Consider the following 23,728-nt stretch of genomic DNA (forward strand, 5'->3'; position numbering starts at 1 on the left):
ACAGGAAACTCGTATGATACGCATAAGTGAGGAGAGGCTTGTCATGGTGAAGCCTGTGTTTCCAAGCCCTCCAGGTTGAACGAACTTTGCCAAACAGTGCCTCTTCCTCCCAGATACCGGTCGGCAAAAGCCGATAAAGTGAGGGGAAAAGAAACGCCGGCAAGCAAATTACCACCTCAATCCAGGTGCAAACTTCTCCTCTATCGTATGCGCATCTCTTCAGATAGTTCGGACCGGACCACCTCATGCAGCCCAGACTCAGCCAGCGTCATGCCCCACAGGCCGCATCAGAAAAAAACGAGCCGATCCATCATCTTTCTCACTGACAATGAGAAGGGTGCCAGACTTCTAGTCGACGCCCTGATCCAGGAAGATTTCACCGTTCGCCTGCACCCCAAAAAAGAGGAGCACCTGGATGGGCGTGCACCTGACAACACAGATTTACTCATTATTGATTCCAGCAAATTCTCTCTGGAAGAGCTGTCAACCTATCCACGCATCCGCTCGGTCTATACCGGTCTGCTCATGCTGCTGATCGACAATATTGACGAGATGCTCCAGGTGCTGCTGTATGAACAGGGGGTGGATGATCTCCTGGTCAAACCAATCAATCACCTGCTGATGCTGGCACGGATTCGGGCCCTGCTCCACCGTGGCTATCAACGGATAACCCCGGCCAACCTCCTGTTTAATCGTCTTGAAATCAACAGCGGTCTCCGGCGGGCCTCCTACCTGGGCGAAGAGCTCCCCTTTACTTCACGGGAATTTGACCTCCTCTGGTATCTGGCAAAAAACGCCTGCACCACCCTTGACCGCGACCATCCCTACAAATCGGTTTTTGGCATTGAGTATAACGGGTATGATCGTTCAATTGATATGTATATAGCCCGTATCCGCTCCAAGATGGCTCCGTACCACAATCTGGCCCCAATGATCAAAACCGTTCGCGGATCCGGCTATCTGTTTGCCGCCGAGCATTAGTCAGCGATTTGCCCATCCCCCCTTTGTTTCGTTCAATTAGAGTGTACGTTTTTTCAACTACCTTCACCGGTGTCCGGTTCTCTTTCAGAAACATCTAGGAAGAGAGGGGAGCTTGCAGCGCACAGTCTTGACAAAGTCGAAACGCCATGCTTGACTTGAAGGCGGCAAGAGTGATGGGGCGGCAGTCGCCCCCACTTTCCCTCCAGCTGGGCTTAGATTCTGGGGCTCATCATCAAAAATCTACCCACAGATTCTGCGGACGAGGCCTGAAATTTTCAAAGAACAGGACCCCATGTTGCCGCCTTGTGCCGGTAATGCAAGCTTTAGTGGGAGTTGTCCCGTAAACATCACTTTAGCCGTACCCCAGAAGAGAAACCCGGCCAAAGCCGTCACTCATTCAGGATTTATTCAAAAATACAGTGAATACAAACGCCCCATCTCCCTCTTGGCAGGCAGTCTTCTTCGATTTCGATGGGGTGATCGCCGACTCCACCGAAGTCAAGGTCCGGGCCTTTGCCACCCTCTTTGCGCCCCATGGTCGGGAGGTGCAGAAGGCGGTAATCGGTTACCATCTGGACAATGGCGGCATGCCCCGGCATCAAAAAATCCGCCACTGTTTCGAGATTTTTGCCAGCCTTACCCCCACTGACTCAGAACTCTGCCGCGCTGGACAAACCTTTTCCGATCTGGTGCTGGATGAGGTTGTGGCTGCTCCCTTTATCAGCGGCGCCCTGTCGACCTTGCAACGGCTGCAACAGGCCGCCATTCCTGCTTTTGTGGTCTCCGGCACACCAGAGGACGAAATGCGGTTGATTGTCGAGCACAAAGGGCTTGGTTCGTCCTTCCTGGAAGTCCACGGCTCACCGCGAGCCAAGCTGACAATTGTTGCCGACATTCTTGCCCGCTACAAATATCGTCCCAGTCGATGCCTGTTCATCGGTGACGCCCTTGCTGATTACCACGCCGCCCAAGGCAACGGGCTCCGCTTTCTCGGCATCGTCCCCGCAGGCCGCGATTCGATTTTCCCTGAAGACGTCGCCATTTCGTCGGAAGTCACCCTACCCCTCTAGCCGAAATTCGCCGATTTCACCTTTATTCCGAAGGTCTTCTCCTGCCGCGAGGTTCGCCTTGACACCCGTGGCTTCTTTTTCTATACACAGGACTTATTCTTTTTTCGTTGGGGCGTCACGAGCCTGGGAGGGAACCCATTCAACCTGATCCGGATCACTCCGGAGGGGAGAAGTGCATATTTTCATCTTGCTCTCCCCCACTTTCCCCGCTCCTGCGTTTGCGATCCCCCATTTTTTTTGCCAGAGGCCATCCATGTCCACACTTGCCGGGAAAACCGCCGAGAACCTGAAAAAAATCAGGGAAACGAAGCCGTTAATCCATAATATCACCAATTTCGTGGTGATGAACTATACCGCCAATGTGCTCCTGGCTTGCGGCGCCTCCCCGGTCATGGCCCATGCCGACAACGAGGTGGAAGAGATGGTCGATCATGCCGGCGCCCTGGTGCTCAATATCGGCACTCTGACCGATGCCTGGGTGACAGCGATGATTAAGGCCGGACGCAAGGCTTCGGAACGGGGCAAGCCGATCATTCTCGACCCGGTGGGTGCCGGGGCCACCGCCCTGCGAACCAACGCCGCCAAAGCGATCCTGGCCCAAACCTGGGTGAGCGTGGTCCGGGGCAACGCCTCCGAAATTCTCTCTCTGGCTGGCCAGGAATCGGCAACCAAAGGAGTTGATACCATTCATTCGGTGACCGAAGCCGCCGAGGCCGCCGGCACCCTGGCCCGTGAACTCGGCACCACCTTGGCGATCACCGGCCCCATCGATCTGGTGACCGACGGCAGAAGGACCCTGACCATCGAGGGCGGCCATCCGCTCATGACCAGGGTCACCGGCACCGGCTGTTCGGCCACCGCCCTGATCGGTGCCTTTCATGCGGTGGACAAGGATTCGGTCTCCGCTGCCGCCACCGCCTTGGCCTTTTTCGGCGTTGCGGGGGAAGTTGCCGGCATCGGATCCGTGGGTCCCGGCACGTTCATGATCCGCCTGCTCGACGCCCTCTATACGCTCACCCCGGAAGAGGTGGAGGCCCGGTGCCGCATCGCTAAGGGTTGACTCCAGCCATGATCGATTTTTCGCTCTACCTGGTGACTGACCGTGGCCTCTCCCAGGGACGAACCACCATCGACATCGTTCGGTCCGCCATCAGCGGCGGCGTCACCTGCGTGCAGCTCAGAGAAAAACAGGGCTCTACCCGTGAATTTATCGCGGAGGCGCTTGCCATTCGAGCAATGCTCGATGGGCTGGAGACACGCATTCCGCTGATCATCAACGACCGGATCGACGTGGCAATGGCCATCGGCGCCGACGGTGTCCATCTCGGTCAGACCGATATGCATATTCGCGATGCCCGCCGCCTGGCAGGCTCATCGCTGTTTATCGGCATCTCGGTGGAATCGGTGGCCGATGCCTTCCGCGCCGAGGCTGAAGGAGCCGACTATATCGGCGTCAGCCCGGTCTTTGCCACTCCCACCAAAAATGACACAGCCCTACCACTCGGCCTGGAGGGCATCCGTGCCATTCGGGCCGCTGTCTCCCTGCCATTGGTCGGCATTGGCGGCATCAAGGTGGAGAACGCCGCCGAGATCATCCGCGCCGGGGCGGACGGGGTAGCGGTGGTTTCAGCTATTGTCAGCGCCTCCTGCCCCCAGAGCGCGGCAACAGCCCTCAAGCAACGGATTCAATCAGCAAGGAAAAAGGATTAACAGCATGGATCAATTAAAGACATATCGCCGGGTGCTGACCATCGCCGGTTCGGACAGCAGCGGCGGGGCTGGTATCCAGGCGGATCTGAAAACCATTGCCGCCAACGGCTGCTACGGCATGAGCGTGATCACCGCCCTGACCGCCCAGAACACCCTCGGTGTCACTGGCATCCATGCGGTACCGGTGGAGTTTGTCGCCGCCCAGATGGAGGCGGTTCTCTCGGACATCGGCGTCGATGCGGTCAAGATCGGCATGCTCTTCTCACCGGAACTGATCCGCACCGTGGCGGAAAACCTACAAAAATTCGCCATTCGCACAGTTGTCCTCGATCCGGTGATGGTGGCCCAGAGCGGCGACAAGTTGTTGCAGGACGAGGCCATCGAGGCCCTCAAACAGTACCTTATCCCCCTGGCCCACCTGATTACCCCCAACCTGCCCGAGACCTCGGTCCTGCTTGGCCGAGATATCCACACCACCGAGGCCATTGCAGCTGCAGCGGTCGAACTGGCAGCCATGGGATGCGGCAACGTGCTGATCAAGGGCGGCCATCTGGAAGGAAGCGACAGCGACGACTGCCTCTACCTCGGGCCGGAACAACGGATGGTTATCCTGCCGGGCGAACGGATTGCCACCCGCAACAATCACGGCACCGGCTGCACCCTTTCCTCGGCCATTGCCTCGTTCATCGCCCGTGGTGAAACCATTGAGAACGCAGTGCGCCGCGCCAAGGACTATATCACCGGCGCCATCCGGGCCGGAGCCGAATACAGCATCGGCCACGGCCACGGACCAGTCCACCATTTTTACCGCTTTTCCTGAGCAGCGCGGATGATCCTGTCCGCGCCCCCCTCCCCGGCCCTCATCTTTGACCGGGTCAGCTTGGACTTTGCCGGCAAACCCCTGTTTCATGATCTGACGCTGCGGCTGCCGGGCGGCCAGACCACCTGCATCCTCGGCCCCAGCGGCTGCGGCAAATCGACCATCCTCAAGCTGATCGCCGGTTCCGCCACCCTGCCCTTCAGCGGCGAAATCCATTTCGATCCTCCACCGGAGGCTGGCCGCAGGGTTGCCTGGATGGGGCAGAACGATCTGCTCCTGCCCTGGTTGCCGCTGGTGGACAATGTGCTACTCGGGGCCCGGTTGCGGCACGAGTTAAGCGAACCCCTGCGGCACAAAGCCCTGCACCTGATCGCGGAGGCTGGCCTGGCCGGTTACGAACAGGCCCTGCCCTCGGCCCTGTCCGGCGGCATGCGACAGCGCGGCGCCCTGCTCCGCACCCTGATGGAAGAGCGGCAGGTTTTGCTGATGGACGAGCCTTTCTCGGCCCTGGACGCCCTCACCCGGCTACGGTTGCAAAATCTGGCGGCCCGGCTGACCGCAGGCGCTACCGTGATTCTAGTCACTCACGATCCCCTGGAGGCCCTGCGTCTGGGTGATCGGATTGTCGTTCTGGCCGGTTCGCCGGCGCAGGTGGCCGAAATCATCGAACCAGGCGGAAAACCGCCGCGGGAGGCAAGCGATCCTGCTACAGCGGTGCAATATGGTCAACTGCTCACCCTGCTGATGAACGGGGAACCTTGATGAAGGCTCTGCGGCTTCTTCTTCTGATCACCGGATTGCTGGTCCTTTGGCAACTGCTGGTCATCCTCACCGGGGCGCCCCCCTATATCCTGCCCGGCCCGCTGCCGGTTGCCAGGGCCCTGGTCAGCCATCTGCCGGTGCTCGGAGGGCATCTTGTCACCACCTTGACCGAGATCCTGCTCGGCCTGCTACTCGGGACCCTGCTGGGTACCTCCAGCGCTCTGGCCATGATCGTCTCGCCCTTGCTCAAGCGGTGGATGCTGCCGGTGCTGGTGATCAGCCAGGCCATCCCGGTCTTTGCCCTGGCCCCGGTGCTGGTGCTCTGGTTTGGCTACGGAATGGCCTCGAAGGTTGCCATGGCGGTGTTGATCATCTTCTTTCCGGTGACCGCCTCTTTCTACTCTGGCATGCAGCGCACCGATCCGGACCTGCTGGAACTGGCCCGAATCATGGGCGCGCGTCCCCTGGCCGTGCTTCGCACCATCGTTGTTCCCCAGGCCCTGCCCGCCTTTGCCGCCGGTGTCCGGGTAGCCACGGCGGTGGCTCCAATCGGCGCGGTGGTGGGAGAATGGGTCGGCTCCAGCGCCGGCCTCGGCTTTTATATGCTCCACGCCAACGCCCGCATGCAGATCGATCTCATGTTCGCGGCCCTGACGATCTTGGCCGCCGTCTCCCTGCTGCTCTATTTTTGCATTGACCGTCTGCTCGACAGACTCATTTACTGGCAACCCAACCAAGGAACCTCACTATGAAAAAAATCTTCGCCTGTTTGCTGCCCCTGCTCTGTGCCGTCCTCCTTCTGTCGGCTGGACCGGCCAGGGCTGCGGAAAAAATGACTGTCCTGCTCGACTGGTTCGTCAACCCCGACCACGCCCCGCTCTATGTGGCCCTGGAAAAAGGCTTTTTCAAAGAAAAGGGGCTGGAGGTCGAGCTGATCGCCCCCTCCAACCCCAATGACCCGCCCAAACTGGTGGCAGCCGGCAAGGCCGATATCGCTGTCTCTTACCAGCACCAGCACCAGATGCAGGTGGACCAGGGCTTGCCGCTGGTCCGCATCGCCACCCTGATCGCCACACCGCTTAATTCCCTGGTGGCTCTCGAAGATGGCCCCATTAAAAAGATTGCCGATCTCAAGGGCAAGACCATCGGCTATTCGGTCGGCGGCTTTGAAACCGCCCTGTTAAAGGTGATGCTGGAAAAGGAAGGGCTGAAGATCGAGGATGTCAAACTGGTCAATGTCAACTTCTCCCTCTCTCCCTCGCTCTTTACCGGGCAGACGGATGCCGTGATCGGGGCCTTCCGCAATTTTGAGCTCAACCAGATGGCCATCGAAAAACGGCCGGGCCGGGCCTTTTTTGTTGAGGAATATGGAGTTCCGGCTTACGACGAGTTGATTCTGGTGGCCAATGCCAAAGCAATCAACGACCCGATGATGCGCAAGTTTGTTGATGCCCTGGAGGAAGGGGTGCAGTACCTGATTAACCATCCGGACGAAAGCTGGAAGCTGTTCGTCAGCCATGGCCGGGAGAATCTGGACGATGAATTGAACCGGCGGGCCTGGAAGGATACCCTGCCGCGTTTTGCCCTGCGGCCAGGCGCGCTGGACAAGAACCGCTACAACCGCTTTGCCAAGTTTCTGCAAAAAGAAAAAATCGTCACCAAGGTGCCGCCGCTGGACACCTGGGCCGTGGAATTGCCGTAGGCTTGGTGCCGTCCATGAACATCACCCGGATTCCGCGATCATCCGGACTCCTTGCTTTTTGAGGGAGGCGCGACGGTTGTTCCTTCGCGGAACCATTGGCGCATGGTATAACCGACAATGACAACAACGCTCGATGACTCAACAAAGGAACGGGGAATGATGAAAAAAACAACCACCAGATTGTCAGGTTTGATCAACAGCAGGACACTACTCGCATTCGTCTGCACGGGTTTTTTGACGGTCGTATCCATTGGAGCGGCAATGGCCGCCGACCTGCCGGGCGCCAAAGACCATCCCCTGCTCAAACGGTTCGGCGGCTCGGATATCGTTGGGTACGACACCAAGCGATTTGTCGAATACGACTTGCAAACCTCCACTTTCACCACCTACGATCTTGAGGCGAAAAAACGGGAATATGCAAGCCCGCCTCTCAAGCTTGAAGGCGCACTGACCCGCATCTGGTATGAGGCTGCCGGCGATGCCAGCGGTGTGGAACTGCTGCGCAACTACGAAAATGAATTATCAGCCCAAGGGTTTGAGATTCTCTACGATTCAACCAAGGACAGTGCGGCGACCAAGTGGAACAATTTCTTGGCCTTCTTCAGCGGTATGACCATTAAGACAACCCGTAGCTATTATGTCTTTTACGCTGCAGACGCCAAAAGCATCAAGGTCATGAGCGCTAAAAAACAGCGACCCGAGGGGGATATCTACGTCTCCTTGACCACGGTGGAATGGGGCAAGGACGATGCCACCTACAAATCAAAACGAGGGGCCTACATCGCAGTGGACATCATCGAGGTCAAGCCCATGACCCAGAACATGGTGATGGTCAAGGCGGACGAGATGGCCAAATCCATCGCTTCCTCGGGACGGGTCGCCCTCTACGGTATCCTCTTTGATTTCAATAAAGCAGACATCAAACCCGAGTCTAAACCGGCCCTGGAAGAAATAGCCAAATTGTTGAAAGCCGATACTAACCTCACCCTGCATGTGGTCGGCCACACCGACAATGTCGGCAGTTATGACGCCAACCTCACCCTGTCCAAACGACGGGCCGAGGCAGTGGTCGCCGCCTTGACCAGCGAACACGGCATCAGCGCCGGCCGCCTGACCGCCAACGGCGTGGCCAACCTGGCCCCGGTGGCCGTTAACAGCACCGACGAGGGCCGCGCCAAGAACCGCCGGGTGGAGCTTGTGCCCCGGTAATTCTCCCGGTTAATAAAAAAAAACGGGGATATCGGCTGGCTTGCCGATATCCCCGTTGTGCTGTGCAGCAGGGGCCGAATGCACTCCCTCATTAGCCCGGCTCCGCCGTTCTTTCCCGCCTGTTTTCCCCTTACTTCTTGGCTGACTTTCTCAGAATTGCATAAATGGCCTGCTCAAGTGCCTGGTTGAAGGCATAAGGGCGATCAAGCATGAGGAAATGATCGGTATCTTTGAGCGTAATGGTTGCAAATGATTGCATGTGGCGACGATTCGCCTCGTAATCGACTGGCCAGAGGTCGCCGTTGACGCTGAAGACCGGCACTTTGATGCCGTCAAAGATGCGGGCCGCCTCGCCGGAAATGAACTGAGCCATCATCTCCTCCATGGCGCTGAGGGCAACAAACGGCGGTGCCGAGGAAATGTCGGCGAGTATCCATTCACGGATTTGGGGATCGGTGCTGGGCAGAATCATGGATTGGGCAAATTTACGACTTTCTCCCTGAAAATCATCGATCAAAGGGGCGATCATCTGGTCCAGTTCGGCGCGGGTCATGGGATATTCGATGTTGTCAAAGGTATCGACGCCAATCAGACCAATCACCCGCTCCGGCATCAACCGAGCCGCCTCGGCAATAACCGGCCCGCCCATGGAGTGGCCAACCAGAATCACAGTGGAACTGCCCGTGGGCTCGGTTACCGCCCGCACATCCTCGCCAAAGGCCCGCATGGTGTACCGGCCCCGGAGCAGGCCCGAATGGCCATGACCGGCAAGATCAAGGACCACCACTCGGTATTTTTTGGAAAACTCTTCTATCTGGGCGCGCCAGTAACGCGAATCGCAACTCCAGCCATGGACAAAGACCAAGGTGGGCTCGCCCGTACCGTAGATCTCATAGGAAATGGGCGTTCCGTCCTTGGAAATGGCCACCTGCGGCCAGGGAGTTGTTGCCTGGCTGGCCTGGATCGTGGTGGCCGCCAGCATGAATGCCAGCAGCAGGCTGGTCAAAACTGATGTCCTCTTGGTGAACAGCTGGTGAAAAAATCTGTGGTTTCTGGCGGTGATCATGGCTCCTCCTTGCTTTTTTACGCGCTGAAAAAATTTAAAGGTAGATCGTCACCTGCAAGACGATCTCCACCGGTTCTTCCTTATTGGACTTCCAGGGGCCGAATGGCCGTTATCCACGGCTCATAACGGCTGCCGCAGACTAACTCCACCTCATAACGCGGTTGTTTCCATTCGCTCAGCGGCGATTTCTGCTGTGGCAGAATGGCTTCCAGCACCAGACGATGCTCCAGGAGCACATGCACCTTGGCGGGACTGATCGATTCGAGGTACCCGGCTGCCCACTGCCGGTCCCCCTCATTGCGGTAGGTCAGGCTGACCACCCCTCGGGTAATGATGAATCGTGTAGGATCGTTGTACATTGCCCTGAGCTGCCGGGGATCGGTTCCTGCATCAACAGCAAACAACCGCGATTGGGTGAGTTCTTCCGATTGAACTCTCTTTTTTGCTTGTTGCCGGGCCGAAAGCAAACCTTTATCCGCCGGGTTGGCTCGCAACACTTCTTCCTCTTTTTCCAAGGCCCGCTCCGCCCGCCTAACCGCTTCCCGGTAGGCCGGACCGTTGTACTCCAGGGCCACAAAGACTTCCCTTGACTCCGACTCCCTGTCCCTCAGGTTGCCGGACGAAGCGCCATCGACAAACCGAAACCCCAGTTCCTCGAGCTTTTTTCCTTTGAGCCAGGAGGGCAGGCGATCATTGACGTCGTTTTCTTCCCTGCCCAGGGCCCGCCAGGTCAAACGCAGACGCAGACCACTGTTTTCCTTTTCCGACAACACATTGATCTTCGGTAGTTCGCGCTCAGTCAGCCACAGACGGGCGTCAGGATTGCCTTTTCTGTTGGTCTCCACTCCAGAGAGAACCGTGAAGTTCACCCCTGCCAGCAGGACAAATCCGGCGGCAAATAAAAGACCGGTGAGGAGGGACGATTTCATGCCGCTCCCTCCCCTTTTTGCCGGATAGAGGCATGCCGCATCCACTTCAAGACCAGCAGCATCAGGATCGCAGTCATTGCTATGGCCAAGAAAAACTGATATTTGGGCATCCAGTCCCACCACCAGTCATAAAACTTGGTGTAGAGAAACAGGGTGAAAAAGGTGTTGCCCGTGTTGACCACCTCCGGCCAGCCTTTTCTGATGCCGAGCAAGATAGCCACGGCACTGACAACAAAGCCAATAATCTGGTAGAGATACTCGACCTGCTCCTTGGGCAACTCAAGATAACTGACGGTGCCCCAATTACTGAGAATCAGCACCGGCAGGAAAAAGAGCAGCATCGCGAACACCCGGTACACAATGGCAAAACCGGTGTATCGCCGATGGGGAAGAAGGGGGACCAGAAAAAGAAACAAGGCGGCAGGAAAAAAACTCTCCGGCCGCTCACCAAACGAAATCCAATAGCAGCCGTTCCAGGTAGCCGCCTGTGCGGACAGAAATGCGGCAAAACTGATGATGCCCATGGCCAGCAGCAGGCGGGCATCGGCGGCGTAGGCAAGGAGAAAAGCGAACATCGCCCAGATCAAAAAGGCATTGGGCGTGGGCGCAATGTTGAAAATCTGGCCGAGCATGGAAAGGTTGAGCACAAAACAGACCAGACTGACGAGGGCAAACAGTTTGGAAAAATAGCCGGATTTTTCCAGCCGGACCGCCCCCATGGTGAGCACCAAGCCCAAAATAGGCATGGTGACCAGGATGATCACCTGCATTTTGGTGGCGATCCCGCCCCAGTACTGGAAATACAAAAAGTAGACACTGGCCGCCAGCCCCAAGGCCCCAAGGAAGGAGGTTATCCGCATGCCGAAGCTCAATTGCTTCTCTTGATTGGTGGCGTCGATGTCGAAGGCGGCGGCAAGGCGGTCCAGGAGTTGGCTATGATACCTCGCCAATGATGCCTGCTGGTCAGTATCAAGGGTGACAACATGCTCCCGCTCGATGATGCCCAGTTCAGCGCGAAAGGACTCTATCTGGTCGGCCCGCTGCTGCGCCTCGGTTTTTGATTGTATCTGCATAGTCTTACTTTAAGAAATGGGACACGTTGGCGTGCTCTTCACCGTGCAAGAAACAGCTGCAACGCCTCGGCAATGTGGCCGATCTGCTGGGGACAGACCGAGTGGTCCATGGGATAGGTACGGAAGGCCACGGCGTAGCCGCGATCCTTGAGAAATTCGGCGGCACGGATGCCCAGCGTCTGAGGTACAACCGGGTCGTGTAAGCCGTGCTGGATTTCAATCGGTAGGTCACGGTTGGCCTCGCTGAGGGTAATGGAATCGCTGGTGGCAAAATAGGTCGACATGGCAATCAGGCCGCCGAGCGGTTGAGGGTGACTGAGGCTCACCTGATAGGCCACGGCCCCGCCCTGGGAAAAACCGGCCAGGATGATCCGGCGGCTGACGATACCGCGTTCCAGCTCACGTTCAACGAGGCGGTTGACGGCCGCCGCCGAAACCAGCAGCTGGGCAGCATCAACCTTGCGGTCGATATCCATTTCCAGGATGTCGAACCAGGCGGGCATGACATACCCTCCATTGACTGTCACCGGAATCGACGGCGCATGGGGAAAGATGAACCGGATGCCCAATTCAGCAGGCAGGTTCAGTTCCGGGACGATGGGGGCGAAGTCGTGACCGTCGGCTCCCAGACCGTGCAACCAGATGACGGTGGCGTCCGGGTTGCTGCGTGTTTCCTGCTCAATGGCCGGCAAAAGGGACATACAAACCTCCGCTGTGATGAATGGATGGGGAAGGGGCCGGGAAGCGGCTAAACGCGGCACTATAGCACGACTGCGATCCAATGTTCAATAATGCGGGTGAAAAACAGCGGGTTGCACCGATACAGGAGGAACTCTTCACCCCAGATCCGGCTCGAATTTGTAGCCGACACTGTAGACCGAGCGGATCAGGTCGCAGCCAGGCCGAACCTGCTCCATCTTGCGCCGTAGTTTTTTGATATGGCTGTCAATGGTGCGGTCATTGACGATACGCTGATCGGCATAGATACGCTCCATCAGCTGATCGCGGCTGTAGATCAGGCAGGGACGGGCGTGGAGAAAGGCGAGCAGTTTGAACTCGACGGCGGTGAGATCGAGGTTGCGGCCATCAAGGGTGGCCCGCATAGTGGGTGGGTCGAGCAGCAGTCCCTGGTCCGGCTGGGTTTGACCAGAGGTGCGGCGGAGCACGGCTTTGACGCGGGCTACCACCTCGCGGGGGCTGAAGGGCTTGCAGATGTAATCGTCCGCGCCCAGTTCCAGGCCAAGCAGCCGGTCGATCTCTTCGATCCGGGCCGTGACCATGATGATCGGCACGGTGGAAAAGGTGCGAACATCCTTGCAGATCTCCATGCCATCGCGACTGGGAAGCATCAGGTCCAAGAGGATCAGATCCGGCCGCTCCGCCCGCACCCAGGAGGCCACGCCCCTCCCCTCGCCCAACCAGTGGCTGGCAAAACCGGCGGCGTGGAGATAATCGTCCAGGATTGACGCCAGGCGCGCTTCGTCTTCAACAATCAAAATTCGTTGCATGGGTTCAGCCGTTTTGAGGGAAGGTGATGGTGATATCCAGGCCGCCAAGATTGGACTTCGCGGCAGTGATGGTCCCATCATGGGCCTCGACAATCGTTTTGCACAGGGCCAATCCCAGACCAGCACCGCCATGAGCCCGGCTGCGCGATCCCTCGACCCGGTAGAGTCGCTCAAACAGACGTTCCAAGGCCTCCTCAGGCACACCGGGGCCGGAATCCCTGAATCGGAGCAGCACACCAGCCGCCCCAGCCGTCAAGCTCACCAGCAAGTTCCCACCGGAATCGGTATAGCGCAACGAGTTAGAGAGCAGATTGGTCAACAACTGGCGCAGCCGTTCAGCGTCACCAAACATGACCAGGGGCTGCCCCGGTCCATCAAAAGACAGGGCAATATCCTGGGTCTCGAATTGATTGTGGTACGATTGCACCGTCTGGGCAACCAAAGCCTCTAAATCGAGCTCCTCTTTGCGATAGGTCAGCGCCCCGATGTCGGCCAGGGACAGTTCGTAGAGATCGTCGATCAGGCGGCTGAGGTGGAGTATCTCGGAGTGGAGCACGTCCATGGTCTGCGGCGTCAATTGGCGGATACCGTCCTGCACTGCCTCTACTTCGCCCCGCAACACTGCCAGTGGAGTCCGCAGTTCATGGGAGATGTCCGCCACCCAGCGGCGGCGGAGTTGTTCGTTGTGCTCCAGGGTCTGGGCCAAGCTGTTGAAATCACGGGCCAGTTGTCCCAGTTCATCGGTACTGACCGAGGGCACCCGGATGTCGTAGTGCCCCGAGGCCAGACGGTTGGTGGCGGAGGCCAGAATGGTAATCCTTCGTACCAGTCGGCCTGCCAGGGGAATGGACAGCAGGGCTGCGCCAGCGGCAACACCCAGGGCAATGACGATCAGGGCATGGTGTTGTTCCTGGACAAATTGCCGCACCCGAATATCGGCCAGAATACGCGGCGGTACCAGGCCGAGGAAACCGATTTTTTTATCCCCGACCTTAAGCGGCTCAAAATACGGCGGTTGCGGCCAGGGTTCGGCCGGACCGTACAAGACCTTCCGCTCGGCATCGAGCAGCAACACCCGCAGTTCAAAGATCTGCTCACCCTTGGGCAGTGGCGGTCGCGGCGGTTCCAGTCGCAGCAAGGATGGGCCAGGCTCAGAGGCGCGGCCACCCTGCCGTTTATAGGGATTAAACAGAGGGTGATGCTGGGGGCTACTGCCTGTCACCAATTCCATCCAGGTGGTGGGCGTCTCTTGGAGAAAATTCCAGTGTTGTTTGTCGGCGTAGTATTCCTCCAGGGTGTGAGCCAGATTTTCCAGCCGCTCTTTTTCAACCTGATGGACATAGCGAAACGCGCCGCGCTCAAAGCTCATCCGGGTGATCACAAACATGCCGACAATGACGCAGCAGGCGGTGGCCAGGAAGGCAAAAAAGAGGCGGTAGCGGATGCCGATGGTCAGTTTTCTCTTCATCAAGGGTGTTCCTCCTCGCATTTTCCTACCACAACCGTGCCAGCCGCTTCCACCCTCTTTTTACCAGAAGACGTATTTCCTTTATTCCTCCACATTTTTTGCAAATTTACCGGGTACCGTGCAACCGTCGCCATCAATGGGCGCAGAGCGTGGAGTAAACAAGCACAACCAACCGGAGCCCCTCATGCAACCCAAAGGATTAGTAACCACCGTGTTGATCATCACCCTCGTGCTCGCCGCACCTGCTCTCGGCCAGATGACATTCGACAACACCATGCAGGAACCGACTGCCGGAAGAGAACGTCCTTGTGGTCGGCCACCTGAAGCCTTTATAGCCTGCAAGGGCAAAAAGGTCGGCGAGGCCGTGCTCATCGAGACTCCACACGGCGATGAAATTGCGGCAGTGTGCAAATATAGGGATGAGCGATTGGTCGCCCAGCCATTGAACGGACCACCACCACGACCGGACAACGAAAAGGAATAACTGGGTATCCAACGCAGGCTGGAGGATCGGGTTCAGAGAAATTTCCCTGACCGTTTTCCTCCAGCACACACCATCTCAAAGGGGCCTGGCACGCTGGTTTTCCGGCGACGAGGGTTAAAACATAGAATAAAATTGTAGGAATCCGCCATGAACACGATGCTCACAACTGACAAAAAACCCATCTCCAGAAACAGCCTTCTACGCGAATGGGCCACCCCCTTCACCATGGGCGCCTTTGCCCTGAGTGCGTTGACCGGGGTCCTGCTTTTTTTTAAGATTAATCTTGGCCTGGTCAAGCCAGTGCATGAGTGGCTGAGCTGGTTCTTGGTTATCGGTACGGTCTTCCACCTGCTTGCCAATTGGCGTCCCACAGTGCTTTATTTTTCTCGGCCTGTTGGTAAAACCATTTTCGTGGTCTTTTTGCTACTGATCTGCGGGTCGTTGCTTCCTTTCGGCGCAGGAGGGAAACGTCAACATCCCGCCAGTTCAATAGCGGAAGCCCTGACGCATGCGCCGCTTTCGGCGGTAGCCCAGGTCGCCAACCATAGTCCGGATGAAACCCTTGCGTTGCTCAAAACGCAAGGGATCAACCTCTTTAGCGGAGACCCAACCATTCAGGAGATTGCGGATAATAACCACCGGCGCGCCCTGGATCTCCTTGCCGTGATTTTTTAACAAAAATCAACGCTGTAACAAAAATTGACAACAAAAAGAACAGACTAGGTCTAGGCATTCCGTCTCGCATGCGATATTGTTTGGCGGAAATGGCGTGGTTTCCCGCCGATTGCGCGCGAAACCCAGACCTTCCAAGCAAACTGTACGTTGTCTTTCTTTCCGGTACCAGGTGACTCTTTGAACAGAACGACTGTGAACAAAAAATACCGCTGGCGTTATTGGCTGTTGGTGGCGGGTTTCGCGACCCTCGGAGCGGCAGTGGCTTTTTTTTATTTCCGTGGCGACAAGCAACCCGGTTATATGACCGCACCGGTCAGCCGTGGCGATATTGAAACCACGGTACTGGCCAGCGGCACGGTGGAATCGGATAATCTGGTCAGCGTCGGCGCCCAGGTTTCCGGCCAACTCGAATCATTGAAGGTGGAACTGGGTGATACGGTCAAGGCGGGGCAACTGGTCGCCCAAATCGACAGCCTGCCGCAGCAGAACACCCTGCGCACCAAAACTGCAGCCCTGGCGGCGGTCCGGGCTCAGAAACAGGCCAAGGAGGCCTCGCTGGCCCTGGCGGAGCTGACCTACAAGCGGCAGATGCAGATGCTCAAGGGCGAGGCTGCCTCCCGTGAAGATTTTGAAACCGCGGAGGCCAATCTTAAGGTGCTGCGCTCGGAGATTGCCGCCCTGGACGCTCAGATCGAACAGGCCAAAATTGCCGTCGATACCGCCCAACTCGACCTGGGCTACACCAAGATCAGTTCGCCCATTGACGGCGTGGTTGTTGCCATCATCACCAAGGAAGGCCAGACCGTGAACGCCAACCAATCGGCCCCGACCATTATCAAGGTGGCCCGGCTCGACCAGATGACCATCAAGGTCGAGATTTCCGAGGCTGACGTGGTCCGGGTCAAACCAGGGCAAAAGGTCTATTTTACCATCCTAGGTGAGCCGGACAATCGCTACCCGGCGGTTTTGAAATCCATTGAGCCGGCCCCGCAATCCATTGCCACCGAAAGCTCGTCGGGCAGCTCCTCCAGCACATCCACCAGTTCCTCCAGCACCGCCATTTTCTATATGGGTATCCTCGATGTACCCAATACCGACGGCAAGTTGCGCATATCCATGACCACCCAGGTCAATATCGTCCTGGCCGAGGCCAAGAATGCACTGATGATCCCTTCAGCCGCCTTGGGCGACAAGGGAAAAGACGGGCTGCACCCGGTACGGGTAGAGGCAAGTCCCGACAAGCTTGAAGAGCAACGGGTGAAAATTGGCCTGAACAACAATGTCCAAGCCGAAGTGCTCGAAGGTCTGCGTGAGGGACAACGGGTGGTGATCGGCGAGCAGATGAACGGCGGGACCGCTACAGGCTCGACCCAGCAGCGGCGGCCGCCGATGCCGCGCATGTTCTGATGGAAACACCTCTGATCGAACTGCGGGGGGTCTGCCGCGACTACCCTGCCGGCGACGAGTTACTGACCGTTCTCAACAGCATCGATTTGACCATCGCCTCCGGTGAAATGGTGGCCATTGTCGGCGCCTCCGGATCCGGCAAGTCGACGCTGATGAACATCATCGGCTGCCTCGACCGGCCGAGCCGTGGCACGTACCGGGTCAACGGCCAGGAAACCGGGCAGCTGGAGCCGGACGAACTGGCCTTCCTGCGCCGTGAACATTTTGGCTTTATCTTTCAGCGATATCACTTGCTGGCCAGTCTCTCGACCCTGGCCAATGTCGAGATGCCGGCCATCTATGCGGGGATTGATACCAAGGCCCGGCAAGACCGCGCCCGCCATTTATTGGCCCGCCTGGGCATGGCTGACCGGCTCGAGCATGCTCCCGGTCAACTTTCCGGCGGCCAGCAGCAACGGGTTTCCATTGCCCGGGCCCTGATCAACGGCGGATCGGTCATTCTCGCCGACGAGCCCACCGGCGCCCTCGACACGGTCAGCGGCAACGAGGTGATGAAGATCCTCAAGGAGCTCAACGACGACGGGCATACCCTTGTTCTGGTGACCCACAATATGCAGGTGGCCGAACATGCCGATCGAATCATTGAACTCAGCGACGGCAAAATCATTGCCGACCGGCGGATCAAGCCAACCTCGCGAACCGACACCCTCGTCCCGGCAGCCTTTGTCACCGCCCATCCCTGGCGCGCCCACTACGACCGCTTTACCGAGGCCTTCCGCATGGCCCTAGCAGCCATGGCCTCCCACCGGCTGCGCACCCTGCTGACCATGCTCGGCATCATCATCGGCATCGCCTCGGTGGTTTCGGTGGTGGCACTGGGCGAAGGTTCCCGGCAGCGCATTCTCAAAGATATCAGTGCGATGGGCACCAACACCATCAGTATTTATTCCGGCAAGGATTGGGGGGATCTACGTTCCGGCAAAATCCGCACCCTCGTCCCCCGTGACGCCGATGCCCTGAGTCAGCAACCCTATGTCGATACCGTCACTCCGCAGATCAGCAAATCGGTGACCCTGCTTTACCGCAATATCAGCGTCACCGCCCAGGTGAACGGCGTGGGCGAGCACTATTTCAGGGTGCGGGGCATGGAGCTGGCGGAGGGACAACTCTTTGAAAACGATAGCGTTCGCCGCAGCGCCCAAGACGTGGTTATCGACCAGAACACCCGTCGCTCCCTGTTCGGCGACCATCCAGACAAGGTACTGGGTGAGGTGGTGATGCTGGGCAAGGTCCCCTGCCGGATCATCGGGGTGACCAAAAAGGCCGATACCAGCTTCGGCGACACTGAAAGTCTCAACATCTGGGTGCCCTACACCACGGCCATGAACCGGCTGACTGGCCAACAGTACCTGCGCAGCATCACCGTGCGGGTGGCAGACAATGTGACCACGGCCATTGCCGAACAAAGCATCGTCAAGCTGCTCACCCAGCGCCATGGCACCAAGGATTTTTTTGTTTCCAACCTGGACGCCATTCGCCAAACCATTGAAAAAACCACCCAGACCATGACTCTGCTCATTTCTTCCATTGCCCTGATTTCGCTTTTGGTCGGCGGCATCGGTGTCATGAATATCATGCTGGTCTCGGTGACCGAACGGACTCAGGAGATCGGGGTGCGCATGGCCGTGGGTGCCCGCCACAGCGACATTATGCAGCAATTTCTGATCGAGGCCGTGCTGGTCTGCCTGATGGGCGGTTTACTCGGTGTGGGCCTGGCTCTGGGTATCGGGGTCGCCGTTTCGCTTTCCGGTGCCGACTTTAAAATGATCTATTCCACCACCGCTATCGTCAGCGCTTTCCTCTGCTCCACTATCATTGGCGTAATGTTTGGTTTTCTCCCCGCCCGCAACGCCGCCCGGCTCGATCCGGTTATTGCCCTGACGAGAGAATAAGGACGACTATGAAAACATGTATATGCCTATATTTCGGCATTTTTATCCTAGCTTTTTCGCTGACGGGGTGCGCGGCTCTAATGCACACACCCTACCAGACACCTCAGGTCACCCTGCCAAGCACCTGGACCCATCAAGGAGAAATCAATGGATCGGCCCAGGATCGCTGGTGGGAAGAATTTGGCGATCTGGCGTTGAATCATTTGGTAGCCGAGGCATTGCAACGCAACAACGATCTGGCCGCGGCAACCATACGCGTGCGTCAGGCGCAACTGCAGGCGGAACAGGCCGGCAGCGAACGTCTGCCGAGTTTTTCGGTGCAGGGCAACGGCGAGATCAGCCGCTATCTTGGGTCTGGAAACAGGGAGATTCGCAACGCTGCGGCCTCGGCTGCGGTCAGCTACGAATTGGATCTCTGGGGTAAACTTGGAAGTAGCTATGGCGCTGCCCGTTGGGAGGCCATGGCCACCGAAGAAGACCGTGCTGGCACCGCACTCTCTCTGATCGGCACAACCGCCTCGTTCTACTGGCAAATCGGCTCATTGAATCAGCGAATCCGTCAATCCGAAGCCAGCATCGCGTATGCCCGGAAGACCCTGCAGCTGGTGCAGGTGCAAAAAACGGCCGGAGCAGCTTCCAGCCTGGAGATTCTTGAAGCCGAAGGCAACCTCGCCAGCCAGGAGGCCAGCCACACCATCCTGATCCAGCAACGGGTCGAGGCCCGCAATGGTCTCGCCATTCTCTTTGACGGTCCGCCCCAGAGTCTGAAAACAACCGAACCGCAGGATCTCTCCCAGGCAACAGTCCCAAAAGTGAGTGCGGGACTTCCAGCCCACCTGTTAGGACGTCGCCCCGATCTCCGTGCAGCCGAGGCCCGGTTGCGCGCAGCTCTGGCAAACACCGATGCCACCAGAGCGTCCTTTTATCCGGCCATCAATCTGAGCGGCCAACTGGGCGGCAGCAGCGAGCAGCTGGCCCGTTTCTTGAGCAATCCCCTTGCTACCCTGGGGGCTGATCTGGCCCTGCCTTTTGTCCAATGGCGGGATATGCAGCGCAACATCAAGATCTCAGAGGCTGAGTATGAGCAAGCCATAATCAGCTTCCGCCAGACCCTGTACAACGCCTTGGCCGATGTCGAAAACAGTCTCTCGGCCCGGCAGCAGTACCGGGAGCAAGCGCTCAAACTGGAACAAACGCTGAGTGCCGCCAAACAAACCGAGGAGCTCTATCGAATCCGTTATCAGGCTGGCGGCAGCGCCCTCAAATCCTGGCTCGACGCTCAGGAAAACCGTCGGCAAGCGGAAATCGCCCTGGCTGAAAACCGGCTCAATCAGCTGCAGAACCATATTACCCTGTCCAAGGCTCTGGGCGGCGGGAGCGCCTTTGTGCCCGCCCCAACGAAAGGGTAAGCTCTCCCCCCCCCCCGAGCCGTGGCCGGTTACGGCACGAAACGGCAGCACTCCAACGTGGTCCGTAGAATGGTGAAATAACCTGCCGACCGAGCGACTGGCCATTTTTTAGAACGCTGCTATTTCAGGTTTTATTGATTGGTTGGAAACTCGATATAACGAGAACATACCATCCAGAAACTTGCGTCAGCTTGAGCAGTTTGCTTGAACAAGCGAGAGGTCTTTTTGCAAAATTTATTAGAATACTCGGCGGTTATGGTTAACACCAAACATCGCCTGCCATTTTATTGAATACTGCATACATCTCTTTTGAATTCCGAGAATGAAACTTCAGCACCTATTTTACACTCCCGAAGGCAGGCATCTTCAAGAGCCGTAGCATTAAAACCAGGATGATTAGAAAGCGTTGTTATTCCTGTCATGACCACAGTGCTATATCCGCTATAGTTATGTGCATATTTTTCGCAATCTATTTTGCTTTTTCTGTTATCGTCAATGCACTCTTGTGCTGAGTATTTGTGCAACCATTTGCAGTCTTCTTCGGACATAGATAGTAGTGGTGATACTTGACTATATTCAACAATCACTTTGTTTCCTTGAAGTTTCGCTTGTTTCTTGCGCTTGGCATCAAAGGCTAGTTCCACCAGTATTTCATCGCCGTTGCTAGTGATCTTTGCTGCATGATAGGAATCAAACCCTTTAGTCGTTACAACTTGAGACTTTTCGCCCGCTTTTAGGAGTAAAAAATAAAAATTACTAATGGGGGTAGCTGAACCGCCTGGATTTACACCGAATAGAATTACAACGCCTTCTGCGGTATCAACGTGGTCATAAAAACTAACATATTGAGCATCGCTGTCAAAAACAACTAAGCCATTTACAGTGATCGCCCCACGGGGGCTCCCTGGAGATTCAATGATTTTTACATCTCCCAATCGGGTGTTCAGTTTGTCGGCCGCCAAAGATAATGGTGTAACTCCACAATTCAACAAGAAGAAAGATAATAACAGTAACCATGCATTACCGGAATGCCGAGGTAAAACTCTCATAATATTCTGAATTTGTTTTATGTTTCAACAGAGTACGGACAGTTTCCAACAGGGTGGATTGCGGAAATGCAAAAACGATCTGGCCAGTCGGAACCGGGCAGTTTGCGCCTGTTTTTATTGCAGCAGGCTGCTAATCCGCTGCTCGATCTCCGAGCGCGGCACAGCGCCAACCACTTGATCGACCAGTTGGCCACGCCTGAAGAACAACAGGGTGGGCACTCCCCGAATCTGGAATCGAGCCGCACTCATCTGCTGCGTGGAGGTATCGAGTTTAAACACCAGCAGACGACCGGCATACTCCTGGGCCAGAATCTCAAGAACGGGAGCAATTGAGCGGCAAGGACCGCAGGTGGGCGAGTAGAAATCCACGAGTACCGGCAGGGTCGACTGCTCGACCCGTTGATGGAACTGGGGATCAGTAAGGGGATTGACCATTCCGGAAAGCGGGGCACCGGCAAGGGAACCACCGCAACGGCCGCATTTGGGGGTGAGATGTTGTTTCTCCGCCGGAATCCTGTTTTTGGCCCCGCATCCGGGACAAATCATCAGTGTACTCATAGTGAACACCTCATCGTGCCGAGGGCACAGTTGACAGTTCATCGTAACCCAAAAGGGTGAACCCAAAAGCTGCTTTGCCACTGCACCGCGGCTTTTCAGTTTCTTGTAACTATAAGAAGGGTCACACGATTTACCTCTCCCTTTTCTGATGGTCTACAGCCGATGCAAGCGTGGACCATGGCTGTAACCAGGGGTTGGAGTGAGCAGAGCTTGCCCCTCGTATCAGGAGACAAATACCATTTTCTGCCCACTTTTTTTCCTCTCCACTGAAAGATTAGGTGCCCGGTGCATATCGCTGTTTGCCCTGTTCCTGCATACCCACAATGGCAGCGCGAAGGTTGTGTTTTTCCGCGAGCCAGCCGGGATAATCTCGCGCCGCCTGCAAGGCTGCATACAGAGCCAGGCAGTTATACAACCCCACCGTCTCTTCGATCACCGCCGCCGGGAAATGCTCGTCCAAATCGCCGGGACGTGGTTCCTGCTGATAAAAAGCCAGGCGGCCGAAATAAAAGGCCAGTTCCTCCAGCAGATCCCAGAATCCCTCGCGCCAGGTGGCTATCGTTGCCGCACCTTGCACCCCCTGTAAGGCGGCGTTGATCCCCTCTCCGGGAAACGCCACTTGGGCAAACTGATAGTGGCCGCCATCGGGCCGGGCCTCTCCGTTGACCTCATGCCAGGAGACCAAGGCATGGGCGCGAGTGGCGATTTTCATCGCCTGAAATTTCGTCCAGAGAAGAAACTCGTAGTAATGGTCGGCAATGGCCTGCTCGGGTTCTAACCGGTAGACGTTGCCGTGATCGGCATTGAAGCGGCTGAGATTGCCGAGATGGACCAGCTCGTTGACCAGGGTGTGAATGTAGGAGAGGCCGGAAATGTTCGTTTTGTTGAGCAGAATTTTGTGGGCGCCGTCCTTAGAGGTGTTGAACACCAGACGGGCGTTGTTGTTCTCCAAACCGAGACCGGCGAAGTAGGGCGCTATTTGCTCGCATTCATCCGCAAAATTTTCGGTCTTAACGATGAGGGTCCGGGACGCCAACCGATCGAGGTCGACCTCCTGTTTGCCGATGAACCCGAGGGCCTGGTTGATCCGGCTGGTCTCACCGGCAGAAAAATTGAACATTTCCATACACAATCCTTTTTCCATGAAAAAAGGCAGCCGTGTGACTGCCTTATCGTCTCCCGGCTCGCATCCAAGCCGGGGTTTATTGGCAAGGTGCGGTTTTCGCTCTCCCCTGCCCTGGCTTATTTGGTTTTGTTTTGCTCGGCGTTTTTGGCGGCCATGTATTCGGCCTCCTGTTCCAGCAATTCCCCCAAGGCCTTGGCGGTGTCACCGACAACCTTGAGGCAGTGCTGCCGGCGGCTCTCGGAATTACCATAAAAATCCTTGACCTGATCCCGGTCCATCCAGTTGACCCGGGCGATCTGGCAGCAGTTGATGCCGCCATGCGGCGCAGCCAGTTCCTCGAAATTCTTCATCACCGCCTTGGTGGCCGCCCACATCCGGGGATTTTCCTTTTCCTCCAGACTGGACCGGCTGTACAAACTGCCGATGACACTGGCCGCTCCCACCAGCGCCCCGCAGATATTGCCGGTGCCGCCGATGCCGCCGCCAAAGGCGCCCAAGGCCTTGATCACCGAAGGATCTTCGATGCCCAGTTTTTCCAGGCCGACCATGGCCAGCACCTGGCTGCAGTGCAACCGTTGGGTGAACAGTTCAATTGCTTTTTCCCGCATTTCATCTGGCCGCATCATTTCCTCCATGCATTGAGTTTGAAGGTGGATTAGAGTATGAGTCCGTTGACTGTACCCGATTCATCCCCGATCTGCATTGCGATTTTCACCGGGATCTCTGCGGCCGCCTTTTTTACCGATCAGGTGGGGCAGTTCGGTCATCCA

The 23,728-nt window shown here is 57.0% G+C and carries 25 protein-coding genes; 14 read left to right on the top strand and 11 right to left on the bottom strand.

Annotated elements, in window-relative coordinates; all coding sequences use genetic code 11:
• The first annotated feature begins 270 nt into the window (after positions 1 to 270).
• From ACHZCX_RS03690 to ACHZCX_RS03725, 8 genes are all read left to right on the top strand, one after another.
• A complete protein-coding gene (locus ACHZCX_RS03690) occupies positions 271 to 981 on the top strand; it encodes a response regulator transcription factor (protein WP_319585876.1) in 711 nt (236 codons plus the stop codon).
• A gap of 419 nt (positions 982 to 1,400) precedes the next feature.
• Entirely contained in the window at positions 1,401 to 2,051 is a 651-nt protein-coding gene (locus ACHZCX_RS03695; RefSeq protein ID WP_319585877.1) for an HAD family hydrolase, read from the top strand.
• A gap of 253 nt (positions 2,052 to 2,304) precedes the next feature.
• Complete coding sequence (gene thiM / locus ACHZCX_RS03700; protein ID WP_319585878.1) at positions 2,305 to 3,111, top strand: hydroxyethylthiazole kinase; 807 nt, start codon at positions 2,305 to 2,307, stop codon at positions 3,109 to 3,111.
• Between the two features lie 8 nt (positions 3,112 to 3,119).
• Positions 3,120 to 3,761 (top strand): thiamine phosphate synthase, encoded by a 642-nt coding sequence (gene thiE / locus ACHZCX_RS03705; RefSeq protein ID WP_319585879.1) that lies wholly within the window; start codon positions 3,120 to 3,122, stop codon positions 3,759 to 3,761.
• Between the two features lie 4 nt (positions 3,762 to 3,765).
• Positions 3,766 to 4,581 carry a bifunctional hydroxymethylpyrimidine kinase/phosphomethylpyrimidine kinase gene (gene thiD, locus ACHZCX_RS03710; protein ID WP_319585880.1) on the top strand — a complete coding sequence of 272 codons (816 nt, stop codon included), beginning with the start codon at positions 3,766 to 3,768 and terminating at the stop codon, positions 4,579 to 4,581.
• 9 nt (positions 4,582 to 4,590) lie between these two features.
• On the top strand, positions 4,591 to 5,343 hold the full coding sequence (locus tag ACHZCX_RS03715; RefSeq protein WP_319585881.1) for an ABC transporter ATP-binding protein: 753 nt from the start codon (positions 4,591 to 4,593) through the stop codon (positions 5,341 to 5,343).
• On the top strand, positions 5,343 to 6,095 hold the full coding sequence (locus ACHZCX_RS03720) for an ABC transporter permease (RefSeq protein ID WP_319585882.1): 753 nt from the start codon (positions 5,343 to 5,345) through the stop codon (positions 6,093 to 6,095). Before ACHZCX_RS03715 ends, ACHZCX_RS03720 begins: the two co-directional genes overlap by 1 nt.
• On the top strand, positions 6,092 to 7,045 hold the full coding sequence (locus ACHZCX_RS03725; RefSeq protein ID WP_319585883.1) for an ABC transporter substrate-binding protein: 954 nt from the start codon (positions 6,092 to 6,094) through the stop codon (positions 7,043 to 7,045). Before ACHZCX_RS03720 ends, ACHZCX_RS03725 begins: the two co-directional genes overlap by 4 nt.
• A 38-nt stretch (positions 7,046 to 7,083) precedes the next feature.
• Here the strand turns inward: ACHZCX_RS03725 and ACHZCX_RS03730 are convergent, their stop codons facing one another.
• Positions 7,084 to 7,296, bottom strand: coding sequence for a hypothetical protein (locus tag ACHZCX_RS03730; protein ID WP_319585884.1), 213 nt, complete (start codon positions 7,294 to 7,296; stop codon positions 7,084 to 7,086).
• A 10-nt stretch (positions 7,297 to 7,306) separates the two neighbouring features.
• Between ACHZCX_RS03730 and ACHZCX_RS03735 the strand changes: the two genes are divergently transcribed.
• Positions 7,307 to 8,254: an OmpA family protein gene (locus tag ACHZCX_RS03735; protein ID WP_319585885.1), complete on the top strand. Its 948-nt coding sequence runs from the start codon at positions 7,307 to 7,309 to the stop codon at positions 8,252 to 8,254.
• Positions 8,255 to 8,384: 130 nt separating this feature from the next.
• On the opposite strand, the gene ACHZCX_RS03740 is transcribed toward ACHZCX_RS03735, so the two are convergent.
• From ACHZCX_RS03740 to ACHZCX_RS03765, 6 genes are all read right to left on the bottom strand, one after another.
• The gene (locus ACHZCX_RS03740; protein WP_319585886.1) at positions 8,385 to 9,320 is read right to left on the bottom strand and encodes an alpha/beta hydrolase; all 936 of its coding nucleotides are present in this window, start codon (positions 9,318 to 9,320) and stop codon (positions 8,385 to 8,387) included.
• Positions 9,321 to 9,400: 80 nt separating this feature from the next.
• Positions 9,401 to 10,249 carry a DUF4824 family protein gene (locus ACHZCX_RS03745; protein WP_319585887.1) on the bottom strand — a complete coding sequence of 283 codons (849 nt, stop codon included), beginning with the start codon at positions 10,247 to 10,249 and terminating at the stop codon, positions 9,401 to 9,403.
• The gene (locus ACHZCX_RS03750) at positions 10,246 to 11,322 is read right to left on the bottom strand and encodes a DUF2157 domain-containing protein (RefSeq protein WP_319585888.1); all 1,077 of its coding nucleotides are present in this window, start codon (positions 11,320 to 11,322) and stop codon (positions 10,246 to 10,248) included. Before ACHZCX_RS03750 ends, ACHZCX_RS03745 begins: the two co-directional genes overlap by 4 nt.
• 38 nt (positions 11,323 to 11,360) lie before the next feature.
• Complete coding sequence (locus ACHZCX_RS03755; RefSeq protein ID WP_319585889.1) at positions 11,361 to 12,023, bottom strand: dienelactone hydrolase family protein; 663 nt, start codon at positions 12,021 to 12,023, stop codon at positions 11,361 to 11,363.
• A gap of 135 nt (positions 12,024 to 12,158) precedes the next feature.
• A complete protein-coding gene (locus tag ACHZCX_RS03760) occupies positions 12,159 to 12,830 on the bottom strand; it encodes a response regulator (RefSeq protein ID WP_319585890.1) in 672 nt (223 codons plus the stop codon).
• Between the two features lie 4 nt (positions 12,831 to 12,834).
• On the bottom strand, positions 12,835 to 14,298 hold the full coding sequence (locus ACHZCX_RS03765) for an ATP-binding protein (RefSeq protein WP_319585891.1): 1,464 nt from the start codon (positions 14,296 to 14,298) through the stop codon (positions 12,835 to 12,837).
• A 184-nt stretch (positions 14,299 to 14,482) separates the two neighbouring features.
• Between ACHZCX_RS03765 and ACHZCX_RS03770 the strand changes: the two genes are divergently transcribed.
• The 5 genes from ACHZCX_RS03770 to ACHZCX_RS03790 all read left to right on the top strand — a co-directional run bounded on the left by ACHZCX_RS03770 (position 14,483) and on the right by ACHZCX_RS03790 (position 20,225).
• Complete coding sequence (locus tag ACHZCX_RS03770) at positions 14,483 to 14,782, top strand: hypothetical protein (RefSeq protein WP_319585892.1); 300 nt, start codon at positions 14,483 to 14,485, stop codon at positions 14,780 to 14,782.
• 147 nt (positions 14,783 to 14,929) lie between these two features.
• Positions 14,930 to 15,457 carry a DUF4405 domain-containing protein gene (locus ACHZCX_RS03775; RefSeq protein ID WP_319585893.1) on the top strand — a complete coding sequence of 176 codons (528 nt, stop codon included), beginning with the start codon at positions 14,930 to 14,932 and terminating at the stop codon, positions 15,455 to 15,457.
• A 177-nt stretch (positions 15,458 to 15,634) separates the two neighbouring features.
• Positions 15,635 to 16,864, top strand: coding sequence for an efflux RND transporter periplasmic adaptor subunit (locus ACHZCX_RS03780; RefSeq protein WP_319585894.1), 1,230 nt, complete (start codon positions 15,635 to 15,637; stop codon positions 16,862 to 16,864).
• Positions 16,864 to 18,816: a MacB family efflux pump subunit gene (locus tag ACHZCX_RS03785; protein ID WP_319585895.1), complete on the top strand. Its 1,953-nt coding sequence runs from the start codon at positions 16,864 to 16,866 to the stop codon at positions 18,814 to 18,816. Before ACHZCX_RS03780 ends, ACHZCX_RS03785 begins: the two co-directional genes overlap by 1 nt.
• 8 nt (positions 18,817 to 18,824) lie before the next feature.
• Positions 18,825 to 20,225, top strand: coding sequence for an efflux transporter outer membrane subunit (locus ACHZCX_RS03790; protein WP_319585896.1), 1,401 nt, complete (start codon positions 18,825 to 18,827; stop codon positions 20,223 to 20,225).
• A 284-nt stretch (positions 20,226 to 20,509) separates the two neighbouring features.
• Here the strand turns inward: ACHZCX_RS03790 and ACHZCX_RS03795 are convergent, their stop codons facing one another.
• The 4 genes from ACHZCX_RS03795 to ACHZCX_RS03810 form a co-directional block, all read right to left on the bottom strand.
• Positions 20,510 to 21,274: a hypothetical protein gene (locus ACHZCX_RS03795; RefSeq protein WP_319585897.1), complete on the bottom strand. Its 765-nt coding sequence runs from the start codon at positions 21,272 to 21,274 to the stop codon at positions 20,510 to 20,512.
• 114 nt (positions 21,275 to 21,388) lie between these two features.
• Positions 21,389 to 21,832, bottom strand: a complete 444-nt coding sequence (gene trxA / locus ACHZCX_RS03800) for a thioredoxin (RefSeq protein ID WP_319585898.1) — start codon at positions 21,830 to 21,832, stop codon at positions 21,389 to 21,391.
• Positions 21,833 to 22,106: 274 nt separating this feature from the next.
• The gene (locus ACHZCX_RS03805; protein WP_319585899.1) at positions 22,107 to 22,958 is read right to left on the bottom strand and encodes a hypothetical protein; all 852 of its coding nucleotides are present in this window, start codon (positions 22,956 to 22,958) and stop codon (positions 22,107 to 22,109) included.
• A gap of 116 nt (positions 22,959 to 23,074) precedes the next feature.
• Positions 23,075 to 23,584 (bottom strand): C-GCAxxG-C-C family protein, encoded by a 510-nt coding sequence (locus ACHZCX_RS03810; RefSeq protein ID WP_319585900.1) that lies wholly within the window; start codon positions 23,582 to 23,584, stop codon positions 23,075 to 23,077.
• Between the last annotated feature and the right edge of the window lie 144 nt (positions 23,585 to 23,728).

Source organism: uncultured Desulfobulbus sp. (genome assembly GCF_963662935.2).
In the GTDB taxonomy this organism is placed as follows: domain Bacteria; phylum Desulfobacterota; class Desulfobulbia; order Desulfobulbales; family Desulfobulbaceae; genus Desulfobulbus.

Coding starts and splice junctions, on each gene's coding strand:
- ACHZCX_RS03760 (WP_319585890.1), bottom strand. CDS start 12,830: ATGCAACGAATTTTGATTGTTGAAGACGAAGCGCGCCTGGCGTCAATC.
- ACHZCX_RS03810 (WP_319585900.1), bottom strand. CDS start 23,584: ATGATGCGGCCAGATGAAATGCGGGAAAAAGCAATTGAACTGTTCACC.
- ACHZCX_RS03690 (WP_319585876.1), top strand. CDS start 271: ATGCCCCACAGGCCGCATCAGAAAAAAACGAGCCGATCCATCATCTTT.
- ACHZCX_RS03785 (WP_319585895.1), top strand. CDS start 16,864: ATGGAAACACCTCTGATCGAACTGCGGGGGGTCTGCCGCGACTACCCT.
- ACHZCX_RS03725 (WP_319585883.1), top strand. CDS start 6,092: ATGAAAAAAATCTTCGCCTGTTTGCTGCCCCTGCTCTGTGCCGTCCTC.
- trxA (WP_319585898.1), bottom strand. CDS start 21,832: ATGAGTACACTGATGATTTGTCCCGGATGCGGGGCCAAAAACAGGATT.
- ACHZCX_RS03750 (WP_319585888.1), bottom strand. CDS start 11,322: ATGCAGATACAATCAAAAACCGAGGCGCAGCAGCGGGCCGACCAGATA.
- ACHZCX_RS03720 (WP_319585882.1), top strand. CDS start 5,343: ATGAAGGCTCTGCGGCTTCTTCTTCTGATCACCGGATTGCTGGTCCTT.
- thiD (WP_319585880.1), top strand. CDS start 3,766: ATGGATCAATTAAAGACATATCGCCGGGTGCTGACCATCGCCGGTTCG.
- ACHZCX_RS03770 (WP_319585892.1), top strand. CDS start 14,483: ATGCAACCCAAAGGATTAGTAACCACCGTGTTGATCATCACCCTCGTG.
- ACHZCX_RS03740 (WP_319585886.1), bottom strand. CDS start 9,320: ATGATCACCGCCAGAAACCACAGATTTTTTCACCAGCTGTTCACCAAG.
- ACHZCX_RS03715 (WP_319585881.1), top strand. CDS start 4,591: ATGATCCTGTCCGCGCCCCCCTCCCCGGCCCTCATCTTTGACCGGGTC.
- ACHZCX_RS03790 (WP_319585896.1), top strand. CDS start 18,825: ATGAAAACATGTATATGCCTATATTTCGGCATTTTTATCCTAGCTTTT.
- thiM (WP_319585878.1), top strand. CDS start 2,305: ATGTCCACACTTGCCGGGAAAACCGCCGAGAACCTGAAAAAAATCAGG.
- ACHZCX_RS03745 (WP_319585887.1), bottom strand. CDS start 10,249: ATGAAATCGTCCCTCCTCACCGGTCTTTTATTTGCCGCCGGATTTGTC.
- ACHZCX_RS03765 (WP_319585891.1), bottom strand. CDS start 14,298: ATGAAGAGAAAACTGACCATCGGCATCCGCTACCGCCTCTTTTTTGCC.
- ACHZCX_RS03730 (WP_319585884.1), bottom strand. CDS start 7,296: ATGGATACGACCGTCAAAAAACCCGTGCAGACGAATGCGAGTAGTGTC.
- ACHZCX_RS03795 (WP_319585897.1), bottom strand. CDS start 21,274: ATGAGAGTTTTACCTCGGCATTCCGGTAATGCATGGTTACTGTTATTA.
- ACHZCX_RS03735 (WP_319585885.1), top strand. CDS start 7,307: ATGGCCGCCGACCTGCCGGGCGCCAAAGACCATCCCCTGCTCAAACGG.
- ACHZCX_RS03755 (WP_319585889.1), bottom strand. CDS start 12,023: ATGTCCCTTTTGCCGGCCATTGAGCAGGAAACACGCAGCAACCCGGAC.
- ACHZCX_RS03775 (WP_319585893.1), top strand. CDS start 14,930: ATGAACACGATGCTCACAACTGACAAAAAACCCATCTCCAGAAACAGC.
- thiE (WP_319585879.1), top strand. CDS start 3,120: ATGATCGATTTTTCGCTCTACCTGGTGACTGACCGTGGCCTCTCCCAG.
- ACHZCX_RS03805 (WP_319585899.1), bottom strand. CDS start 22,958: ATGGAAATGTTCAATTTTTCTGCCGGTGAGACCAGCCGGATCAACCAG.